This is a genomic window from Muribaculum sp. NM65_B17, assembly GCF_004793735.1.
Taxonomy (GTDB): Bacteria; Bacteroidota; Bacteroidia; order Bacteroidales; family Muribaculaceae; genus Muribaculum; species Muribaculum gordoncarteri.
The window spans coordinates 1-18,887 of sequence record NZ_SRYY01000007.1; the positions used below are offsets into that span (position 1 = coordinate 1).

Annotated in this window: 18 protein-coding genes; 13 read left to right on the forward strand and 5 right to left on the reverse strand. The window is 55.5% G+C overall.

The features are described 5' to 3' along the window. Window positions 1-41: 41 nt before the first annotated feature. From E5354_RS14220 to E5354_RS10655, 5 genes are read right to left on the reverse strand one after another with little or no spacing between them, the layout of a single operon-like run. Window positions 42-212 (reverse strand): hypothetical protein, encoded by a 171-nt coding sequence (locus tag E5354_RS14220; RefSeq protein WP_168353886.1) that lies wholly within the window; start codon window positions 210-212, stop codon window positions 42-44. Beyond that, window positions 206-1,630 carry a DUF935 family protein gene (locus tag E5354_RS10640; RefSeq protein ID WP_016273834.1) on the reverse strand — a complete coding sequence of 475 codons (1,425 nt, stop codon included), beginning with the start codon at window positions 1,628-1,630 and terminating at the stop codon, window positions 206-208. The genes E5354_RS14220 and E5354_RS10640 overlap by 7 nt, the downstream gene beginning before the upstream one ends. A gap of 11 nt (window positions 1,631-1,641) precedes the next feature. Further along, entirely contained in the window at window positions 1,642-2,067 is a 426-nt protein-coding gene (locus E5354_RS10645) for a phage protein Gp36 family protein (RefSeq protein WP_016273833.1), read from the reverse strand. Window positions 2,068-2,083: 16 nt separating this feature from the next. Further along, a complete protein-coding gene (locus tag E5354_RS10650; RefSeq protein ID WP_016273832.1) occupies window positions 2,084-3,616 on the reverse strand; it encodes a hypothetical protein in 1,533 nt (510 codons plus the stop codon). Then, the gene (locus E5354_RS10655; RefSeq protein WP_016273831.1) at window positions 3,613-4,056 is read right to left on the reverse strand and encodes a helix-turn-helix domain-containing protein; all 444 of its coding nucleotides are present in this window, start codon (window positions 4,054-4,056) and stop codon (window positions 3,613-3,615) included. Before E5354_RS10655 ends, E5354_RS10650 begins: the two co-directional genes overlap by 4 nt. A gap of 190 nt (window positions 4,057-4,246) precedes the next feature. On the opposite strand from E5354_RS10655, the gene E5354_RS10660 reads away from it, so the two are divergent. The 13 genes from E5354_RS10660 (at window position 4,247) to E5354_RS10715 (ending at window position 18,881) form a co-directional block, all read left to right on the forward strand. Then, window positions 4,247-5,281: a head maturation protease, ClpP-related gene (locus tag E5354_RS10660; protein ID WP_135947467.1), complete on the forward strand. Its 1,035-nt coding sequence runs from the start codon at window positions 4,247-4,249 to the stop codon at window positions 5,279-5,281. 23 nt (window positions 5,282-5,304) lie between these two features. Further along, entirely contained in the window at window positions 5,305-6,348 is a 1,044-nt protein-coding gene (locus tag E5354_RS10665; protein ID WP_016273829.1) for a hypothetical protein, read from the forward strand. Beyond that, window positions 6,332-6,799, forward strand: a complete 468-nt coding sequence (locus E5354_RS10670) for an N-acetylmuramoyl-L-alanine amidase (protein ID WP_016273828.1) — start codon at window positions 6,332-6,334, stop codon at window positions 6,797-6,799. Before E5354_RS10665 ends, E5354_RS10670 begins: the two co-directional genes overlap by 17 nt. A 15-nt stretch (window positions 6,800-6,814) precedes the next feature. Beyond that, complete coding sequence (locus tag E5354_RS10675; protein WP_135947468.1) at window positions 6,815-7,390, forward strand: cell division protein ZapB; 576 nt, start codon at window positions 6,815-6,817, stop codon at window positions 7,388-7,390. Further along, window positions 7,368-7,760, forward strand: a complete 393-nt coding sequence (locus E5354_RS10680) for a hypothetical protein (RefSeq protein WP_016273826.1) — start codon at window positions 7,368-7,370, stop codon at window positions 7,758-7,760. Before E5354_RS10675 ends, E5354_RS10680 begins: the two co-directional genes overlap by 23 nt. Window positions 7,761-7,763: 3 nt before the next feature. Further along, window positions 7,764-8,492: a BACON domain-containing protein gene (locus E5354_RS10685; protein WP_016273825.1), complete on the forward strand. Its 729-nt coding sequence runs from the start codon at window positions 7,764-7,766 to the stop codon at window positions 8,490-8,492. A gap of 3 nt (window positions 8,493-8,495) precedes the next feature. Further along, on the forward strand, window positions 8,496-8,975 hold the full coding sequence (locus E5354_RS10690; protein WP_016273824.1) for a hypothetical protein: 480 nt from the start codon (window positions 8,496-8,498) through the stop codon (window positions 8,973-8,975). A gap of 83 nt (window positions 8,976-9,058) precedes the next feature. Next, the gene (locus E5354_RS14225; protein ID WP_168353887.1) at window positions 9,059-9,214 is read left to right on the forward strand and encodes a hypothetical protein; all 156 of its coding nucleotides are present in this window, start codon (window positions 9,059-9,061) and stop codon (window positions 9,212-9,214) included. Window positions 9,215-9,220: 6 nt separating this feature from the next. Beyond that, window positions 9,221-12,946 (forward strand): hypothetical protein, encoded by a 3,726-nt coding sequence (locus E5354_RS10695; RefSeq protein ID WP_210433143.1) that lies wholly within the window; start codon window positions 9,221-9,223, stop codon window positions 12,944-12,946. After that, window positions 12,943-13,404, forward strand: coding sequence for a hypothetical protein (locus tag E5354_RS10700; RefSeq protein WP_016273822.1), 462 nt, complete (start codon window positions 12,943-12,945; stop codon window positions 13,402-13,404). Before E5354_RS10695 ends, E5354_RS10700 begins: the two co-directional genes overlap by 4 nt. A gap of 21 nt (window positions 13,405-13,425) precedes the next feature. Further along, the gene (locus tag E5354_RS14295) at window positions 13,426-18,237 is read left to right on the forward strand and encodes a hypothetical protein (RefSeq protein WP_210433144.1); all 4,812 of its coding nucleotides are present in this window, start codon (window positions 13,426-13,428) and stop codon (window positions 18,235-18,237) included. Between the two features lie 36 nt (window positions 18,238-18,273). Continuing rightward, window positions 18,274-18,585: a hypothetical protein gene (locus E5354_RS10710; RefSeq protein WP_016273820.1), complete on the forward strand. Its 312-nt coding sequence runs from the start codon at window positions 18,274-18,276 to the stop codon at window positions 18,583-18,585. A 20-nt stretch (window positions 18,586-18,605) separates the two neighbouring features. After that, the gene (locus tag E5354_RS10715) at window positions 18,606-18,881 is read left to right on the forward strand and encodes a hypothetical protein (RefSeq protein WP_016273819.1); all 276 of its coding nucleotides are present in this window, start codon (window positions 18,606-18,608) and stop codon (window positions 18,879-18,881) included. The last annotated feature ends 6 nt before the right edge of the window (window positions 18,882-18,887 follow it).

The following is an 18,887-nucleotide window of genomic DNA, read 5'->3' on the forward strand; positions in this document are numbered from 1 at the left end:
CCTTAGTAACTACTTCCTATTTTTATTTTTGCCCAAAACGTTTAGGACAATATTGCCCATACCTCATTAAAAAGAGTGGTCTCGATGTCGGATGCCGGATGGAAGTCCTTTGAATAAATATTCAGCAGGGCACGGCGCAGCGCCTCGTCGGAAAAATCGAACGAGGATGACACATCGGAGCCCTTGCCGTAATACAGGCTGTCAACTACCATTCTAAAGCCGCCCCGGTGTTCCACGGGGCTTTGGCGAAAAAACTTTTCAGCCAGTTCTTGAAAGTCTTTTTTTGTTTTTCGTCAGGTTCCGGCAGGTCCTTGCCGTCACCCGGCTGTTCCTCTTCCGGATCGGTGGGTTTTTCCGGATCATCGTCTGTGCCACCGTCTTTCTGAGGTATTTGTTCTGCAGCCCGCTTTGCCTCCTCCGCTTCCCGGGCGCGTCGTTCCTCCTCGTCGCGTTTTATCTGCTCGTAGTCGGCCGGCTTGCTGATACCGAACTCCTCATACAGGTAATCATCATCAACGGGCAGGTTGAAGCCTGTGCGGAGCTGTGTGAGTATGTTGATTTTGGATGTCGGGTCGAGATCCTTTTTCTCCGGGAAACAGAACTCACCCCCTGCAGTATCGATCCCCATCCGGGCCAATATCTCTGCGGCCTCATAGTTCAGCACGTCGAGGACATACAGGCGGTCGGACTGGGTTATCTTGTCCTCGCCTTTCTTATGCACGGTTCCGAGCGCCTGAGTGCCGGTATCGGACGACTCGGTGGTAAGCGTGTTGCCGAGGAACAGCTTTGAGATCTCGTTGTTGCATCTCTCGCACAACCGCTCGTACACATCGGCGGAGCCGGTCTTGTTGCCCGCCTCTATGAGGTTGAGCGAGGTGTCCTTGCCGTGTACGAACGTGGCGAGGCTTCCCACGTTTGCGGCGTCGGATATGGCGCGCTCCCGGCTCCCTTCGTCGTCCGTGTCGTATGTGTACTCCTGAATGGGCATGCCGAATATCTCCGAGAACTGTGACCAGTCCCCGGTGGTGTTGCGCTTGTATATCACCCACGGGGCGGCTTTGGCAAGCAGCCCGAGGTCGTCGGGGCGCCCGACGAAAAGCAGGTCGGGATATTCGTCCCACGCGATGCCGGTGATGTCGGTCTGGTGGCGCAGTATGATGCGGCGCACCGGGTCCGCATGTTTGCGCGGGATCAGGTTATAGTCGATCCATTCGCCGTCCTTGAAGAACTGGCAGAGCGTGAAGCCCCAGAACCGGGAGTCGATAATGTCGCTCACGAGCCTTGAGAACCAAGGTGAGCGTATCTGCTCGTTAACCTTGTCGTCCGGCTTGCCGTCCCGCCGGAACTCGATGTCGGAGCACAGCACGGCATTGCGCCGTTTCTCTATGACACAGGACAGGTGCGAGTCCATGAGTATGTCGGCGTACATGTCATACAGTTTGTAACGGCGTGGGAAGTCCACATTCTCGGCAGTCCTGATTGCCGCCGTGTAGTCCGCTATGTCTATGCCGAACCGTCTCGGCTGGGTAAGCATGATGACGTTCGGGCGTGACTGTCCCGGACGCGGGATATTGCCTCCGGAGGTGATTATTCCCGGGCGGTTTCCCGGGTTCTTTTTTCGTTTGCTCATAATGGTGGTGGTTACATGTGACTGACTCGTTTAGGGTTGCTTCGTATGCGGAATGACGCGCCGGAGCTCCGTTCCTCCTCGGGCAGGAGGGGCGCTCCCTCTATCGAGATGTCCTCGCGCGCCACCGCCTTCATCCATTCCACCGCACGCTCGTAGCGGTCTTTTCGTATCTGCGACAGCTTCTGCGGGTTGTGTATGCAGAATATATGGTACACGGCAATATCAAGTACCATCATCAGTACCAGCTGGTGGCGGCCGTCGCCGGTGGCGGAGAAGATGCGGTCGCAGTCATAGCGTTTCGACAGGTAGCAGCGCATCTCGGCTATCGCCCTGTCCTCGCATATCTCCACCACCGTATCATCGTCACGCGTCAGCGCGTCGAGTATCTCACGGTGTATGGATGCGTCATAATCTGAAAGTTGAACAAATTGGCTCATATATGGAATTTATATGTTATAATCTTCGTTTGTTGCGCCGGCTTATTTCCGACCGGGAGCGGGTGACGGGCGTTTCCACCTTGCGCATGGTCTCGTCCAGTATGCGGTTGCCGCCCTCCACGGCATCGGGCCCGTCGGCGGGATAGCGCAATGTCAGGGTGAAAAGCCGGAACTGGTCCTCGAGCTCCTTCATGTGCGGGTTGTCGCGTTCGGCCTCGTTCAGTATCAGGTTCCCTTCCCGGTTCATCGGCTCAAGGTTCGCCTCGATACGGGTGGCCTTGTCCGTCTTTTTGCGTTCGTCAGGCCGGATATACAGTTGTATCCCCCTCTCTTTGCGGACCTTGGCTACAAGGGGCCGGAACACCTGCTGGAAAAACGGGTCCTGCAGCTTGTTGTTCTCCATGTAGCAATAGACCGGGGCGTCATCGCCGACATGCTCGAGGAGCTGCACGTACCAGTCTATGAACTCGGCATTGAGTGATTTTGCGAGGCGCGACTTTATCACATACAGTCTGCCGTCGAGTTTCCCGAGCAGCATCACCGCCTTGAATGACTTGCCCTTCTTCGCCTTGCTTTCGCCGGGGGACGGGTCCCCGTATGCAACAAGGAACTTGAATTTTTTAAGGGACGGCACCTTGCCATAAGTGACCGTCTCGAACACTTCCCCGGCAGATATCGGATTATTGAAATACTCCCCTTGGGCTGCTCTGGTGGTTATTTTAGAGAGGGTTCGGTCGATAGACTCTTCCGAGTTTTTCTCCGGCCAAGTGGAGTTTCCATCCTTGTCGCGTATGTTCACGATGTCCCAGTGGTCGGCCATGGCACCGGCGCGTACCACACAGCAGTCCTTTGCGATAATATTTCCACAGAAGACAATCAATGTGGGCGTGGAAATGGATCGGGTAGGGTAGAGGGCCTTTTCCCACCATTCCCACCGTTTCTGTATGATGTCCGGGTTCTTGCAGTCCTCGTCGGTGTCGAAATCATCCACGAGCAGCACATCCGGCCTTATCGCCTCATTTCGGGAGCCACGTGGCGACTGCCCGGCTCCAAGGGCGCGGAAGGCCACGCCCCTTTTGGTCAGGAACTCGTCCTCCGTCCATGCCCCCGGAGTCATTTGCGCGCCGTAATACGCGATAATGCGTCCGTTGGCCTCGAGCATGGCCCGGTATGGCGCGAGCAGCCTTGCGGCGTTATCCTTGGAGTTGGAAGTCAGGATGACGTTATGCTTGCGCCCGGTCAGTACCAGATACAGAATAATGCACATGGTGATGGTTGACTTCGCGAGCTCACGGCTCCATGACAGCACCTCGAACCACTCGTCGTTGGCTATGATGCGCCTGATGGCCCGTTTATGGAACCCGGCGAACTCGCTTTTCACATAGGGGGCGCAGAAGAACTTTATCCATTCAATGGGGTGGGCCTCGAGGTATATGCGGTGTTTCTCCCGTTCGGCATGTGTCATGCTCTTGTCAACCGGAGTCGAGCGCGCTATGTCCTCCTTGAATTTCTCCCAGTCCTGAAGGGCTATTTTGTCAACCTGTCTCATAGCTTGTCCTTTATGTAAGCGTCCGCAAACCGTGTGATCTCCTTCGCCTTCTCGAGGTCAAGCGGGCGCAGCCATTCGATAAATGATGTCAGCACGCTTATGGTGTCGGCTATGCCTATCTCCTGTTCCATTTTCGAGATGGCCGCCGCCAGTTTGCCGAGGATGTCGGCCTCCTTCGATGTCGCGAACCGCTCACCCTCGGGACGGTCGGCGATGGAGCGGTTTATTTCCGCCACCTGTCGGTAGAGGTTTCCTACCTGTTCCTGCCTTGTCAAGGTGATACCCACCTTCTGTTCCTCCCATTTGCCGGTTCGTACCCAGTTTGACACAGTGACGCGGGAGCATCCTACACGGTCGGCAATCTCCTGTTGGGTGAGGTTCTCACGGAGGTATAATGTTTTTGCCCATTCCTTTTTCTGGGCGTTCGTTAAATCTGCCATAATCCTGATTTTTATGATGCAAAATTGCTATAAAAAAGGGAGTTGGCGAAAGAGGCTCCGCATGATACAACTTTACGGCGTTATCATGCGGCCATAAAGCTGTATGATAAAACCACTGTTTTCATACCCCGTTGTTTTATAGCAATTTTGCACCATAAACCGCGGGAGGACCGCATCAAATCCAGTGATAATGAACAAATATTTAAATATACATACAGCCCCTGACGGCACCGTGACGATTTTTCTCTACGGGGAAATCGGGGATTACGGCGATGTCAAAAGCGGCAATGTCGTGTCGGAGCTGAAAGCCGCCGAGAATTCCGGTGCCCGGATTGATGTGCGCATCAACTCCATAGGGGGTGACGTCTACAGCGGAATAGCCTTGTACAATGCCTTGAAAGGGAGCCGGGCCGACATACATATATATATAGACGGCGTGGCGGCAAGCATGGCTGCTGTGCTTGCCTTGTGCGGGAAGCCTGTCACCATGAGCAAATATGCCCGGTTGATGCTCCACAGCGTCAGTGGCGGATGCTATGGCAACAAGACCGAGCTGCGCCGGTGCATAGATGAGATACAGGCACTCGAGGACAGTCTTGCCGATATGCTCGCCTCAAAGCTGAAAACGGACAAGGCGCAAATAAAATCCTCCTATTTTGATGACAACGACTATTGGCTGACCGCCGGGGAGGCATTATCGCTCGGACTTGTGGACGGTATCTATGATGCCGACCCGGTACCGGACGACAGCACCCCGGAGCAGATATACAGCATATTCAATAACCGGCTTGACAAGCCATCAAACGACAACCAGATGAATTTAGAAGAATTAAAAAAGCATCCGCGCTTCAAGGATTGCGCGGATGACGCCGCGGTTCTCAGGGAGATTGACTCCCTTGAGAAGGCGGCAGGCAAGGTTCCCGGACTGGAAAACGAGAACAGGGAACTCAAGGAGAAGGTCAAAGGCTTTGAGGACAAGGCGGCCGAGGCAGAGGAAACGGAGCGTGCTTCCCTTCTCGACGCGGCCGAGCAGGACGGCCGTATCAACGCCCGGACGCGCCCCACATTCGAGAACATATTGAAGCGTGATATGGAGGAAGGCAAGGCTGCTCTTGCGGCTCTCACCCCCAAGCGCAAGGTCATGGAGGACATAAACCGTCCGACCGACAGCGATGGGCCGTTCGCACGCCGCATGAAAGAGATAAAAGACCGGCTTAAGAAGTAAAACCAACCATAATAAAGGACACTATGGCAATAGTAGTAAAAAACACCAATTACAACGGTGAGGTACTGGAAACCATCCTTACCACCGCCTCCACCGGCAATGAGCTTGTGAGCAAGGGACTCATCATGGTCATTCCCGGAGTGGAGAAGAAAATCAGCATCCCCCGTCTAAAGACGGGCAAGATGCTCCAGAAGCAAAAAGTCAATCCTACCGTAGAGGACAGCAAGGGGAACTTCGATTACAGCGAGCACTCCCTTGACCCCAAGGATTTCATGGCGTTCACCACCTTCAATCCCCGCGCGTTCGAGCATATATGGCGCAAATGGCAGCCGAAAGGGAACCTCGTGTTCTCGCAGCTTCCCCCCGAAGCCCAGAACGCTCTCCTTGACGCCCTTTCAAAGCAGGTGCAGTTCGAACTCGGCTGGCACTATATCAACGGGGAATACGGCGATACCGACGAGGAGCTGATGGACGGCATCCTGACACAGGCCGCCAAGGACCCGGACTGCATCGTCGTCAATTCGGAAGGCACCACCATGCTTGGGGTACTGAAAGATATCCGTGCCTCCATCCCCAAGGCGATGCGCGCCAACCCGAACCTGCGCATCCTCATGAGCATCGACGATTTCGACCGCTACGATGACGAGCTTACCCAGCGCGAGCACAAGAACTCCGATGAAACCGAGATGAACCGTATGCGCTACAAGGGCATCACCATCGAAACGGTGGCCGCATGGCCCGACGGTGTCATTGTCGCGACCCTCTGCTCCCCGGATGCCGACGGCAATCTGTTTGTAGCGGTCAACCTTCAGGATGACGAGAGTGTGATCCAGATTGACAAGTACAGCAACGCCGGCGAACTCTACTTCTTCAAGCTGCTTATGAAGGCCGACACCAATATCGGTTTCGGAGAGGAGTTTGTGGTGTTTGACGGCCGCGAGAACCCGGCATTCAAAAATCCGGCCGGTGTGCCGGAGGGCGCTTCGGAAAAAGGAGTGTTCGGGTTGGAGAATGTGACGGACTTGTCGGATGACGAAATTCCGGAGGGCGATGGCGGGCAGGCTTAAATACCTCGTACTCCATTGCACCGCGACCCCGGAAGGGCGCGAGGTGACAGGTGCCGACATAAGGCGCATGCACCTCGGCCCGGTGTCGCAGGGCGGCAGGGGATGGAAACAGGTCGGCTATACCGACATTATCCACCTTGACGGCACGGTTGAGCGTCTGGTCGACAACAACGAGGATGCGAACGTGGACCCGTGGGAGATCACCAATGGAGCCAAGGGCTATAATTCGGTAAGCCGCCATGTAGTCTATGCCGGCGGCATGACAAAAGACATGTCCAAACCGAAGGACACCCGCACTCCGGCACAACTCAGGGCGATGGAAAACTATGTCAAGGATTTCCACAAGCGTTTTCCCTCGGTGCGCATCATAGGGCATAACGAGGTCGCAGCCAAGGCCTGTCCGAGTTTTGACGTGCGGAAGTGGCTGAAATCAATAGGTATCAATCAATAATCAATCAACGAAGCAATGGATATCCTGCTAAACTTTCTGATGTATTCCCTCCCGGGCGGTTTTCTCGGCAGCGTGTTCACATGGCTTGTCGGCCGCAGGGAGCATAACAACGACATGCTCTCCAAGTTGCAGGCTTCCATCAACATGCTGTCCGAGGAGAACCGCAAGATCCTTGCCGAGAACGTGCAGCTCAGGAAAGAGAATGCCGGTCTGCAAGCCAATCAGGAGGAGATACTGCAGAAGCAGCGCGCCCTTCTGAGGGAGGTGGATCTCCTTCGCGGCGAAATAATAAAACTGACAAAGAAAAACAATGAAACATCCAATCAGAGGGGCGACCCTGACAATAATGGCGGCCGTGGCGCTTATCACCGCGGGGTGCGGAACCACGAGGCGCGTGGAGAGAAGCGTGTCACGGGAGGCGTCAACGACAACCGGCTACGAATACCGCGACACGCTGGAGAGCGGCCGGTCGGGGATTGCGACAACGACGACCACGGACATGACGGAACACCGGACGACCCATGTCGTCACGGCGGAGGGGATAGCGGCGGAGTCGGCGAGTCTGGATGTGCCGATACAGAACCTCCGTGACCTTCCCGACGGTGCCGGGTATACCGCCAAGGAGGGACGCGCCGGAGTCGAGATCCGCAAGAGGGGCGACCGTATCGAAGTCACCGGACGCTGTGACTCCATCAACAGGCTCTATCAGTATTACCGTGACATGAGCATGGAGCAGCGCCGGGAGGTCGACAGCCTGCAGTGGGAGCTGTCATGGCTCAAGAACCGGCACAGCGCGCAGGCTTCCGAACTGGAGTCGCTGCGCGAGGAGTCGACAAAAGCGCGTGAGAAGCCTCCCGAAACCCGCCACTGGTGGGCGCTTGTGGGATTTGCGGCCGGGCTGTTGTGCACTTCGCCGGCAAGAAAACTTAAAAACGTAATAACAACATTTCTAAAAATATAAGTTATGGTATATGCAAACGACGGTTACATCATGCTGCTTGACGCGCTGGTGTTCAACAACAAGAAAATCGGTGTCATTTCGGATGACGGCATAGACTGGGGAGGCGACTCCGCGGAATATATCAAGCTGTGGGGCGCTCAGGTGCGCACCGCCCCGGTAAAGAAGATCAAGAAGAAGGACGGCACCAATATCCTTAAATTCACCCTTATCGAGCTTCTGCCCCAGAACTGCAAGGATGTCATGGGCGGCACTGTGACCGGTGAACGCTGGGATGCCCCGGCTGATACAGTGAGTCTTTCGGGCCCGTTAAAGATCATTGCCGGCACCGGGCAGACCATCGAGATAAAGAACATGACCCTCGACGGGCTTGTGCGCGGCAAGATCGGTGGCGACAGCGCCCTCGGCATAGAGTGCGAGCTGGAGATGGTCAAGCCGGCGGACGGCGGCTCTCCCTTCGCCATGTACCCGACAGTACCATTCATCACCGCCGTTCCGACACAGCTTTCTTTCAGCAAGGCCGGCGAGAGCAAGGTGGTCGAGATAGACGCTTCCGGCCCATTCACCGCCGGAGTGCTTCCGGCAGGCTTTTCCATGGAGATAGTCAACGGACGTATCACAGTGACAGCCTCGGCCAACACCGGAGCGGCCCGTAACGGCAGTGTGGAATTCACCCTCGCCTCCGATCCGGCAAAAAAGGTCACGGTCACCCTGTCCCAAGCCGGCAACGCCTAAGCCATGCGGAAGGAGATTGAAATAGAGGCGGCCGACGCCCTGCTTGATGTCGGGGTGTCGCTGCCACTGCTCCGGGTAAAGATACCGTTCCGGCGCAACCCCTTTCAAATCCGGCTCACCATGAAACGGCCGTGCCTCGGCAACCAGATACGCATCGCCAGACTTTATCTTGAAACAGGTGTCACCCATGAGGAGATGGCGCGTTTCAACAAGCATGAGGAGCTTGCCTACATGGCGCTTCACGGGGGCCGGGTCAGCAAGATGGTGGCGCTTACGATATGCAGGGGGAAACTGTCAGGATGGCTTCTCACCCCTGTTGTGGCATGGATGCTGCGGTGGCTGGTGGATGACCTTTGGGTGCAGGGCGCGAACATGCGCTTCATCACGCTGCTTGGCACCAAGTCTTTTATGGACATTATCGGATCGGTCGAGCGGGTGAACCCTCTGGCACCGAGGACGAGCCAAAAAAGGAAGGGGAGTTAACCACCGAGTATGTCGGGAGCCATAGCCCCTTCGGTATTGTCTGGCAGATAGCCGCCGCCACCGGCTGGAGCCGTGACCACATCATGTGGAAAGTGAATTACCAGACCCTGCGCATGATGCTTGCCGACGCCCCTCATTATGAGAGCCGGCGCAAAGGCAAAAGCGGTGGGCAGGGCAAGGGCGGGAAGCCTAAAAGCACCGCCGGATTTTTTCAAACAAGATTACAACAGAACCAGTAAGGACAGATGAAACCAGTCGAGATAGAATTCCTCATGCGTGACAAGCTGACTCCCGGACTTGACAAGGCCGGGCAGTCGGCCGAGTCCTTGGGCGACAAGGCAGAAAAGGTTGCCGAGGGCATCACCGAGCGCATCGCCGCCCAGAAGGAGCAGATCCGGTATGTGGAAAACTGTCTCAAGGAGCTTAAGAAACAGTATGACCGGCTGGGCCCCGGCAAGGCCCAGATGGAGATGCGCGCCGAGATAGAGGCCTGCACGAAGGCCCTTGCCGAGGACAAGCTTATCCTTGCCTCATTGGAAGAGGAACATCAAAAGACGGCCGCCTCCACCAAGCGCCTTTCCATGGAACTTCGCGAGCTTCTGGACGCCATGGCACGGATGCGTCTCGAGGGCAAGCAGAACACCCGTGAGTATCAGGAGATGGCTTCCGAGGCGGCCACCTTGTCTGACACAATCGGGGACCTCCGTACACAGACCAATATCCTTGCGCATGACGATGCCGGGCTGCAAGGCGTGATGAGCGGTGCCGACGGCCTTTCCGGGCTGCTTACCGTAGCCACCGGCATAATGGGGACCTTCGCCTCCGAGAACGAGGACCTGATAAAGATACAGACGCGGGTGCAGAGCGTCATGGCAATCACCATGGGGCTACAGCAGGTGTTCAACACGCTCAACAAGGACTCCGCTTTCCGGCTTGTCACAGTACGGAAAGCCAAGGATCTTTTGACCGCGGCCAATACAAGGCTCGCGGTGTCCCTCGGCATATCGAATGCGGCAGCCACCGCGCTTATGGCAACGCTTACATTGGGCTTGTCGCTTGTCGTGACCGGTCTTGTCGTAGCGTGGAACAAATACTCCGACGCGCAGGAGAAAGCGGCGGAGAAGGCCCGTGAACTTGTGGAGATAGAAAGTTCCGGCCGTGCCCGGATGGTCAAGACCCGGTTTGAGATTGACAGTACCGCCCGGACACTGAAGGAATTTACCGGCACCAAGGAGCAGGAGCGTGTGAAGGTAGAAGAGCTTAACCGCAAATACGGCGAGAGTTTCGGTTATTACAACACCATCGCTGAATGGTACGATGTCCTGATCCGGAAAGGGGAGGACTATGTGCAGATGCTTTTCCTGCAGGCCAAGGCGCAGGCGTTGGTCGACAAGGCTGTGAAAGCCGATGAGGAGGTAGCCGGCATAGAGGCTAACGGAGTGGAACATTACCGCCCTTTCTGGGGCGTGGGCGGCAAGGCCTATATGTTTTTCGGAGGCGGTAAAAAAGGGCATTACGGCAGCGACCCGGCAGAACTGGCATATAACAAGGCCCTAAAGGAAGCCACGGACAAACGGCGCGCGAGCCTTGCCGAGGCAGAGGAACTGCAGCGTCAGATGGAAGAATTACGTAAAAAATCGCATATCGGCGGGTTCGTGGCCCCCGAGGGACCCGGCGGTTCCACGGAAAACGCCAAGCCAAAGAACACCCTTGCCGAAATGGAGTTCGAGGCAGCCCGTAGGATTGAGGACCGCCGCATAGACATTATACGGGAAGGCTACGAGAAAGAACGCGCCGAGGCTCTTTTGAATTTCGAGCGGGAAAAAGAACGTATCACCACCGAGGAGCAGCAAAGGGTGGAACTATACCGGAAACTCAAGGAAGCCGGCGAGAAGGTGACACCCGAGCAGCTTGCCAATATCCATGCGCAGGCCGCCACCCAACGCACTCTTGCGGCGCAGATATATGACGCCACTACGGCAGAAATTACAGCCCGGGAAAACAAGGATGCTGCCGACAGACAGAAGAAGCGCGAGGATGAGCTGCAGGCACTGTTAGGCAAATATCAGGACTACGAGGCGCAACGCTCGGCTATCAAGCGTCAGGGCGATGCCGACATAGCGGCTCTTGAGGCGGCACGTACCGCAGAGAACGGCGATGAGATAGATCGGGCAATAGATGTCGCCCGGGAAAAAGTGCGTCAGGGCATTCAGGCGATAAATGACGAGGAAGCCCGGAGTATGGCGCAGGACAATGATTTTTTGCGCAATCTCTTCGGTGATTACTCAAGCATGAGCCTTGACGCCTTGCAGGGGCTTATCGCGCAGGCCCGGAAGCTCCGGGACTACCTGAACGGGAAAGGCACAGCGGATGGGCTTACCTTCATTAGCGATGAGCAGCTCAAGAATATTGAAGCAAGCCCGGCAGAACTTGACAAACTTAAAAAGGCGCTTGACAAACTGCTCGGAGGTGGCAAGGGCGCCACCAACAAATGGGAGCGGATATTCCAGACATTCAAAACCGGTATATCCGGATTGCGTGGAGCCGGAGGAGCCAAAGAGATAGCCGGGTCGATCGGTACCATAGCCAGTGCGGCGCAGGAAGCCGGAGCGGAACTGGGCGCCATGCTCGAGCAACTCGGCGAAAGTGAGATTTCCGATGCCGTGAATGGCGTTCAGCAGGTGATGGGTGCCGTATCAAACATAGGGCAGGGATTTGCGCAGGGTGGCATTGTCGGAGGCATAGGCGCAGCCGTAGGGGAGGGGATTAAGTTCCTGACCTCGGCGTTTGCTGCGGAAGCCCGCCACAGAGAAGCCCTGAAAGAGATAGAGCGTGCCAAGCTCGATTTCCAACGCCAGTATAATCTCCTGCTTCTGCAGCAGAACCTGTTGATGAAGGATGCCGAGAGTATTTTCGGTGAGAAGCAGGCGGCCAAGGCGGCCAATGCCATAGAGGTTTACCGTCAGGCATTGGCACAGTTCAAGGAGGAACTGCAGGGTGATGCTCCGAAGCAGAACTTCTGGGAGCGCCTGACAAATGATGCCGGGGGTACATTCCGCAAGCGTCTTGACGCATACAACGCGGGGTTCGGAGCCCTTTACAACGCCCAGATTGTCACCGGGCATAAAAAGACCGGCCTGTTCGGGTGGGGTAAAGGCAAGGACCTGTACAGTTCCATACTGAGCGTATACCCCGAACTTATCAAGGCCAACGGCGAGCTTGACACCGAGATGCTTCGCGTGATACTCGACACCCGGAAAATGAGCGATGAGACCCGCAGTTACCTTGAGAACCTCATAGAGCTTAAAGACGCGATGGACGAGGCCGAGGAGTCGCTTGAAAACTACCTGACCGAAACGTTCGGCAGTCTGGGCTCCGGGATCATGGACGCTGTCACCTCGGCGTTGCAAGGTAGCGGCACGGCTCTGGAAAACTTTGCGGCCAATGCCGCCGGAGTCCTCGAGAACCTCGGGGAGCAGATAGCCTATTCGCTGTTCTTTGCCGACAAGTTCGCGGATCTTCAGGAAAAACTGAAAAGCGTCTACGGTAGCGGCAAAAGCGAGGAGGCCATAGCCAACGATGCCATGGGCGTAATCGACAGCTTCTATGACAATATCGGCAAGAACGTGGATGCCGCACAGGCATGGATGGAGGCATGGAAGGAGAAAGCGGCCGCCATGGGCTTTGACCTATGGAAAAACGACGGTGACACCGCGGGAGGCTCCCAGAGCGCCCGGGCCGGCGTATATACCGCGATGAGTCAGGAGCAGGGCACCAAGCTTGAGGGCCTGTTCACGAGCGTCCAGATGCACGCAGCTTCCATCGATGAGACCCTTGACGGTTTCATGGACACGTTCGGGCAGTTGTGCGACACCATAGGCAAAATTCTGGAAAATGTCGAGTCGTTGCCGGAGATGGCCGAAGATATACATGAACTGCGTACGAACGGAATAAAACTGAGATCACTATGACCGATATAATGAACGGGCTGCTTTATATAAACGGGCGCGATGTCTGGAGTGACTTCGGCGCATGGCTCACGGAGGAGAAGGAGGGCGACACCAAGAATTACTCCGCCCTCCAGAAACCGCCGGCGACGAAAAGCCATGTCGCGGTCAGCTTCCGGGAGCAGGACGGCGAGAAGCTGACCGAAAAGCTCGTGCAGAAATGGGAACCCCGCGACATAGCGTTGAAGTTTGCGGTCGCGGCTGCCGACAAGGCGTCCTTCATCGCAAGGCGGGACGCATTCGTGTCATTCCTGAAAGAAGGCACCGACGGCTGGCTTGACATGAGAGTCCCGGAACTTGGCCGTACCTACCGTGTCTATTACAAGGACTGCTCGGACTACGAGCATCTGGAAGATATAGGCGGCGGCATGGTGGCGGCGCGTTTCACGGTCAAATTCCGTGAGCCGAACCCCGAATTCTGACTGCATTAAAACGATATTCTAATGGAACTTAAAATATATTCAAGCGACGGCAGGCTGAAGCTCACGGTGGAACCGAGGGACAACAGCACACAGGCGGAGGAGATACAGGCGGGCAATGTTCTGAATGTTTCCTTCATCCTTCCGGAACGTGTGTCGCTTGGCGTGAACGATTATGCTGACTTCATGTGGCGGCGCTACTGGCTGACCGAGAAATACCGTCCGGTACAGAAATCCACAGTCGAGTGGGAGTACTCGTTGAAGCTCTACGGGCTGGAGAACCTGATCTCCCGGTTCCTTGTCCTCAACACCACAGACGGGGGCAATGAGCCGGTGTTCACGCTGACAGCCCCGCCCCGGGAGCATGTGGCGCTCATCGTGAAATCCATCAATGCCGGTTTCGGGACCAATGACTGGAAGGTCGGTACCGTTGAAGCCGGCGACAATATCGTTGTGGACTACCACGGCAAATATTGCGACGAGGGGCTCAAGGCGGTGGCTGATGCAGCCGGCACTGAATACTGGATAGAGGGCACCACCGTCAACCTGTGCCGTTGTGAACATGGGGAACGCGTCACTCTCGGCTACCGGAACGGTCTGACGAAGATACAGCCCGATGTGGCAGACAACGCAAAGGTCTATACGCGCCTGTTCCCCACAGGATCGTCGAAAAACATAGATCCGGCGAAATACGGTCACAGTCGGCTGCAGTTGCCCGGAGGAGCGCAGTATGTGGATGTCAACACCGACAAGTATGGCATTATCCATCATTACGAGGAGAACGCCTTTGCAGGCATATTCCCGCGCTATACCGGAACGGTAAGCAGCGTACGCAGCGAAGAACGCACCAATGATGACGGCGACAAATTCACGGTATATTATTTCATAGACAATAATCTGCCTTTCGATCCCAATAATTATGACCTCGGCACATTGGTAAAACGTGTGACATTCCAAGAGGGTAGTGAGCTTGCCGGACTGGGAAGCGATGACAACGGCACCCACTATTTTGAAATCAATTTTGACAGTGATACCCGGGAGTTCGAGATAATCACCCAGTTTACCGGCTCCGGACAGTTGCCGGGCGGTGTGCTTGTTCCCAAGCCGGGAGACCGTTACATACCATGGAACATGCGTATGCCGGATGAGTATTACGCGCTTGCCGAGGCCGAATACCTTGATGCCGTGCATGAGTACAATCGCCGGCACTGTGTCGATGTGTCCTGTTTCAAGGCCCCGACGGACTATATAGAGATTGAGCGGCGCAAGCTCGAGCTTCATGTGGGGCAGCGTGTCCGGCTTGAGAGTTCCGATTATTTCCCGGAGACCGGTTACAAGGACAGCCGCATAACGAAGATAACCCGCAAGATCAACCTTCCGTCGCAGATGGACCTCGAGATCAGCGACGCGCTTTCCACCGGTGCTCTTGACAAGATAAAGGGCAATATCGACGAGGTGAAGGCCTACGTGCAACTGTCACGGGGCAATTTGCCGGATATAGTCAAAACCGGGGACGGCACGCCTTTGACCGATAACAACCTCATGAGCGCTTTGCGCACGATAAAGGAGATAGCCAAGCGGGCACTGTCACGGCTTCACGACGACGAGGCGGCGGGTCTGATCAAGTTCCTTGCCGGACTCGAAGTAGGCACCTACAAGGAGGGATTGAGCGGCGCGAAAGTCGATGCCGACGGCAACGCTGTGTTCGGTGAGCTGCTCACCCGGCTCAAGGCCACCCTTGCGCAGTTGCAGGTCAACGGTGCGTCTGAATTCCGGGGGCAGCTGTCAAGCGAGGACTTCATCTCCGGCTTCATAGGAGGCAAGGGGTGGGCGATATTCAAGCGCGAAGTCCTGAACGTCCTCGGCGTGCCCGAAACGAAATATACCGGCGAGTTCGATGACATAGTGATACGCGGCACCCTCCGTGTTTTTACCATGGTGATATCACAGCTGTTGGGAGAGAACGACAACCGTATCTTTACCGGCATGATGGAGGTGGACCATTACGACCCGGCTACCGGGCGCGTCTATCTCAATACCCGTGACGGCAAGTTTTACAACCCTTTCCGTGCGGACGACTATATCATGGTGCAACAATACAATGGCATGCCCTCGCAAGAGAACGGCCATTATATCACCAAGCATTACGAGCTGATCATAACCGATGCCGGCTGCGGAAGCCGGTCGGACGGAGAGAACCGCCTTGACTGGGTGGAGTTCAAAAACTTTGTATCGGCAGACGGCAGACCGGCAGTCGATGTCATATCCAAAGGCGACACATTCACCCGTGTTGACAATGCCACCGATGCGGACAGAAAGGGACTGATCCAGATTATCACGGTAGGCACCGCCACCCCGTACATGGATATCGTGTACGGCATGAAAACCGACCCCGACAACTATCTGAAGGGTAGGCTCGGCAACCTGAAAGGTATACACCATCACCTTTTCGGATGGCTTGACGGTTTCGGCGAACTGTTGACCAACCTGTATGCCGTGGGCGACTTCCGGTTGCGCCGTACTGGGGAGAGCATCGACGCGAAGATAGAGATGCTCAAGGCGATGTTCGCAACGCGATACAGCAACCTGCGTTATGAACTTACCGAGGATGACAACTACCTGCGTAACGCCACATTTGACGAAACCATGGACGGCTGGACCGTGCAGGATGACGGCAAGGTCATAACCTCCAACGGCGAGGCGTTGCTTATGAACGGCAACACCTATATAGCCGACGGAAGGATCGCCGGCATAGAGCATCTGGACGGTCGCAATGTATTGCATCTGAAAAAGAGCTCAATCCGTCAGGCGAACGCATTGATCCGCAAGCCCGGCACCCACAAGGAGTATGTACCGCCCACGCACAACGACATGACCGACCAATGGGTCGATGTCAAGGACACCCTGTATATGGGCATCCGTTTCCTTGCCCGAACCGATGGTACCCTGACCGTCGGCATGAGCGGCGCGACCTCGGAACCCGGTTCCCTCCCGGTTCCGGCGGCAGTGCCCGTTACCGCATCGATGGAATGGCAGGATCTTCAATGGCAGGGCACATGGGACGGTAAGGGTGACTTTGTGCTACAGTACACCGGCGATATGTACGTGTCGATATTATCCGTGACCGACAAGCCCCTTGATGACTTCAAAAAAGAGGTATCAACGCAGATAATCCAAACCGCCGGCAATATCCGTCTGCTCGGCACCAACATCAACAACCTAAAGGGCACAGTGACGCAGCTCGGTATTGACCTTGACGCAGCCGAGGAGCAGATAAGGATATATGCCGACAAATACGACAAGCTCAACGGCACGGTCACCAACCTCGGCATAAGGCTTGATGCCGCCGAGGGCAGCATCACCAACTACGCCACCCGGATAAGTGCCAATGAGAGTGCCATATCGGCATTGCGCATCAAGACGGACTCCATCAGTTCGGTAGTCGCCGGAGTGCAGGGCGACCTCGACACCGCCAAAGCGAGGATAGAGGCGGTTGCCGCCATAGCCAACAGTGCGGGTGACGCCAAGGTGTACAATCAGGCGAATAATCCTTGGAATTCGTGGCCATCCGGTCAGGAGCATAAGAATGTGGGTGCCACATGGCACAACACCTCCGATGGCCATACCTACCGTTATATCGGATATGACAACATTAACAAGTGGGAGGACATAACCGACCAGCAGGACGCCGCAAGCTACATACTGCAGAACAAGGACAAGATCAGCACGGTGGTGGGAAGCTTTGACTCTTCCGGCAGGCTTACCAATACGAGCGGGCTTGTGACGACAGCCTATGCCAGTCAGATATACGCCACCAAAACGACCGTGGACGCCCTTACCGGACGTGTCAACACGGCAGAGGCGAGCATCAACGTGCACTCCACCCAGATAGCCATGCGTGTTGAAAAGGACGGGGTCATTTCGGCGATCAACCAAAGCGCCGAGTCTGTCACTATCAGCGCCTCGAAAATTAACTTCAACGGCATGGTGACGATGAACAACTCCTTCCGTGTGGAGGTCAACGGCACCACGCACATTGGAGGTTTTGTCGTAGGCGGCAACGGTCTGACCAACCGCAATGATGACGGTACATTCACGAATGATGCTTATATCATCTTCCGCAACAACCCCCACAAGTGTTTTGCCGGGATAGGTGGCAACATCCTCCCGGGTTCTTCCGGCGCGCGGGGCGTGGCTCGTTTTGAGAACTATGACGAGTCGGACTGGTGGGGTCTCGGCCATAATTATGCGCTTCTTGTCGGTGCCCGCGGAGCCGCCGACAACAGCGCCATCGCCATAAGCGGCGGATATGTTTCCGGTCTCGCCTTGAAAACCGAGGTGATAGGACACGACAGTATCACCCAGCCCACCGTCCCCACGGTCATGAGCGTGACTATCGGCCGTGACGTCAACAGCGTATATGTCTCCACGCATTTCAACTGGCGCGCCAAGGCAACGGAAACGAACGGCACCGCAGTCGCCTACCAAAGCAAGACCCGGGAAGTGAAGCTGACACTGCCTGACATGCAGCCCTACGATAACGGTCATGTACTCTTTATCAAGCGCGGTACTAATAACGGCAACTATGTCCGTGTGATACCGGGGGGGAGCTACCGTCGTGAATTTAACTCCTCGACGCTCAAATGGGAGGTCAAATCCGGGCGTAGCTATATCATTTATGACAACGAGAGCTATGCAACGCCCTCCAGCCCTTTGACATTGAACAGCTGCGGCGACGCGATGTGCCTGATATACCACCGTGAGATACGTGTGACAATAAACAACGTGACCTATTACGGTGCATGGGTCCAGCATAAGTTCCCGAGGGAATGGTAATTGAATTAATGAACAACCTAAAAACAATTAAGAATCATGAAAGTGAATTTTGACAAGACCTTCAAGGACTGCTTCGGCAACGAGGTGGTCAACGACAAGACCGGCAAGGCGACCAATATAGCCGAGTCCCTGTGCATGGTGATCTTCAACCTCAACAGCATGGGGGGCGTACCGCTGCCACCCGACAAGAAGTACGCGTTGCACAAAATCTGTCAGAAAATAGCGGGTAGCCCCGGTGAAGTGGAACTGACCACCGAAGAGGGCACGCTTCTGAAAGAGATTGCTGCAGAGTCATACTCGTGCGGTGCCTACGGTCAAGTGGCCGACATAATCGAGAACAACGTCTAACCATTAAAAAATAATGAAACATGGAAAAGAAAGCAGAAAACTCAACCACCAACTACGCGCCTGAAAAAGTGACCGATGGCGTAGAAATCAACTTCACAAAGATTGTGACCGGCGGCAACACCACCATCAGCGGCACGATAAAAAAGGACAGCACCGATGTCGGCAGTGTCAGCTTTGAGACTACCGGCAACTACCTCATCACCTCCATCAAGCCCTATACCGGGCTTACCGACGGGGAAGTGGTGGCAGTGTACAATGCGGTCCCCGGCTGCATCACCGAGATGCTCAACGACTAATACGCG